General features: G+C 66.7%; 3 protein-coding genes. 2 read left to right on the forward strand and 1 reads right to left on the reverse strand.

The genetic code is table 11. The features are described from left to right. Nucleotides 1–328 precede the first annotated feature (328 nt). A complete protein-coding gene (locus tag C1I95_RS36040; protein ID WP_199524024.1) occupies nt 329–1015 on the reverse strand; it encodes a hypothetical protein in 687 nt (228 codons plus the stop codon). A 200-nt stretch (nt 1016–1215) separates the two neighbouring features. On the opposite strand from C1I95_RS36040, the gene C1I95_RS33105 reads away from it, so the two are divergent. Both C1I95_RS33105 and C1I95_RS33110 read left to right on the forward strand, forming a co-directional pair. Beyond that, on the forward strand, nt 1216–1755 hold the full coding sequence (locus C1I95_RS33105; RefSeq protein ID WP_199524025.1) for an alpha/beta hydrolase: 540 nt from the start codon (nt 1216–1218) through the stop codon (nt 1753–1755). Between the two features lie 258 nt (nt 1756–2013). After that, a complete protein-coding gene (locus C1I95_RS33110) occupies nt 2014–2529 on the forward strand; it encodes a hypothetical protein (protein WP_146605938.1) in 516 nt (171 codons plus the stop codon). Nucleotides 2530–2914 lie beyond the last annotated feature (385 nt).

A 2914-nucleotide genomic window follows, 5' to 3' on the forward strand; every position in this document is an offset into this window, starting at 1 on the left:
CAGGCGAGGCTCCCGGTCGGGGCATCGGATCTTGGTCGACTGCTGTCTTACCTGGAGCCTCGCCCTCATCGATCTCCGGGCCTGCCGCACCCCCTCCGACCTGCAAGATCAGCTTGGAAAAGGCTCAGTGCAGAACCAGGTACGCCAGACGTACACAGGCCGGGTTGTCTGCCGCTTCGGCTGCGGACGTAGCGGCCTCTCTTCCGCTGCTCACGCTGCGTTACCAGTAGAGTCTGGCCGGCGCCGGGATCGCGGCTACTTGTTCCGACCTGAGGGCGGCAGGCCCCGTCAGCGGTCCGCAAAGCACTCGTCAATTGGCCACGGGCTGTTATCGGTAGAGCGGCTGGTCCTGGGTGGGGTCGGCGGGGACCACGTCGAGGCGTGGGTCGGTGGTGAGTTGGGTGATCAGCGCCCGTGTCCCGCCGATCCCGGCCCAGTGGGGATCGACGTCCTTGGCCACGCACCAGGCGTGATCAGCGGGCCAGGTGAACGCCGGCTCGGCGTTGCTGAGACGACGCTGGCCCGGCCATTCCGCAGCGGTGTCCCATGTGCCGACGTCGGATAACGGCCCTCGAAACAACCAGTACGCGCGGTGGGGCACCACAACCTTGGGCACCTGCGGCATCGATGGTGGGGCAGCGGGTGTGGGCGCCAGGCCCGGGTGGCCGTCGGGCCGCTCGAGCGGGGCGGCGGTGTTTCCTTCGTCGATGTACACGGCGTCGTTGTCGGCTGCGACGTCGGCGCCGGCGAAGCCTTCCCAGACGCAGAAGTAGCAGTCTTCGGGGGTCGTGGTGTGGACGGCCAGCACCTCGAAAAGGGTGGGCAGTTGGTCGGTGCGCCAGCCCGCGTCGACGTCGTTCTCGCTTTGGCCGGGGCGTGTCGGATCGGGCAGGAACCGAAGCCGCGCGTAGGCGTCAAAGCCCGCAGGGCCGAGGCCCACAAGCTGCTGCCACGGCAAGTCGCTACGGGCGATCCAATCGGCGGCCGACAGTTCCCGACAGAAGTTGAGTGTCACCCACACAGGAAACGCCAAGTGACGCCCGGACGGCGGCAGATGTGCGCGCCCAATCAGCGGGCATCAAGTCGGCATTGCAGCCAGCCGCCCACGATCCGTGGCACCTGAGGGCGACTCGACTCCGCCGCGCTTGCGTCGGCACGCCGGGAGCCGCTCGTGCGGATCGCGTGGTTTGATCAGAACGTCGAGCCGAAGGGGGCATGGTGGAGCGCAGAGCGATCATCTTCCACGGGACCGGCGCCAACCCAGACATATGCTGGTATCCCTGGCTGGCAGGGCGGCTCGCGGCCCGGGGATACGCCGTCGAGGTGCCGCATTACCCGGGCATCAACGTCGAGCCGATCGCTACGTTCCTGCCGAAGATGCTGAACGGGCACCGCTTCGACGAGGACACTGTCCTCGTAGGCCATTCCGGCGGCGCGGCACTCCTGCTCGCGCTCCTACAGCATGTGGACGTAACCGTCGCCCAGGCAATCCTGGTTGCCGGCTACTGCACCCCGCCCAACACCAAGGAGGAACCGGTCCTCCAACAGGGCTACGACTGGGCCACGATCCGGTCACACGTGCGGGACATCTACTTCATCAACTCCCGCAAAGATCCCTACGGCTGCGACGACCGACAAGGACGCGTCATGTTCGAGCGGCTCGGCGGCACTCAGGTCGTGCGCGACGACGGGCACTTCGGCGACTACAACCAGCCGTACGAGCGGTTCGAACTACTCGACCGGCTCATCCCCTGACGCCGCCGGCGCGACGGCACCTACCCGCCGGACCTTGATCGGCCGCACACTTCTCGGCTACGACCGTGCACCGGTGTGACGGGGCCACGACCAGTCGTGGTGTGGCTCCACGTCGCAGCGCTTGAGAGTGGAGGCTTCATACAGCCAGCGTTGACCAGACGAGCACGTTCTTTCCTTGACGTCCATGGGCACCGCCTGCAAACGGAAATGAGCCCGGCCGTACGGAATCACTGGACGGACCATGGCATTCCGCCCTCCGTGATCGAACGGATGACGGCATACGAGGCGCAATGGGGTGGGTGGCTGCTGCCTCCGGCGCCGCGGTACGAGGGCGGCCCGAAGGTGTTCCGCAGCGACGTGCCGGAGGCGGACGGCGCGGGCAACTGGTGGTTCGATGCGGGCGATCCACGAGTTTCGACTTGGTACGGGTTCATGATCGGTCCCGAGAGTGAATTCTGCATCGACGATCGCGCCAATCGGGTCATCCTGCACAGCTCGATCGAGGGTTGGGTCGAATCGGTTGCGTTGGCGTACCAGGTCCGGTACTGGGCGCCCCAAAGTGTCACCGTGCGTGGGGCGGCCGTCGACGAGATCGACCTGTCCGACATGGAGGAGTTCGTGGAAGTCGCCGGAGTGTCGGACGGTTGGTGGCGAAAAGCGGACACGGTGGTCGCCGTCTACCGGGGAGAAGCCTGGCTCCTGGGGAGCCCCGAAGAACAGATCGCCATCATCTACAGCGGCATCACCGAACCTGAGATCTACCTGGACTACTGACCGCTTATCGGCACGACCACCCGCTGAAGGTCAAGTGCACTCAACTCGGCATGAGCGTGCGCGGTCGACCGCCGCCATGAGCTGCCTGCAACGCGGACAACATTCGCGGGTAGGCGGCTGGCCGACTCGACGCCGCGCCGGCTGGCCGACCTCGGCGTCGGCCCGACCGGTCCTCACGGTCGGCTGCGCCGTGTTGCGCGCCGCACGTCACCGCATGCGGGGCCTCGATCAAGCACCTGGCCCCACGCGTGACGCGGGTCGGCTTCGGCCATCCTTGCCGCCGTTCAGCCCTTCCTGGTCGGATGCCTCGCCCCCACCACCCCACCAGATCAGCTGTGCCGCAATCAGATGCGCGGACCACACGACCGGTCTCTTATACACCTCT

This window comes from Micromonospora craterilacus (genome assembly GCF_003236315.1).
Taxonomy (GTDB): Bacteria; Actinomycetota; Actinomycetes; order Mycobacteriales; family Micromonosporaceae; genus Micromonospora; species Micromonospora craterilacus.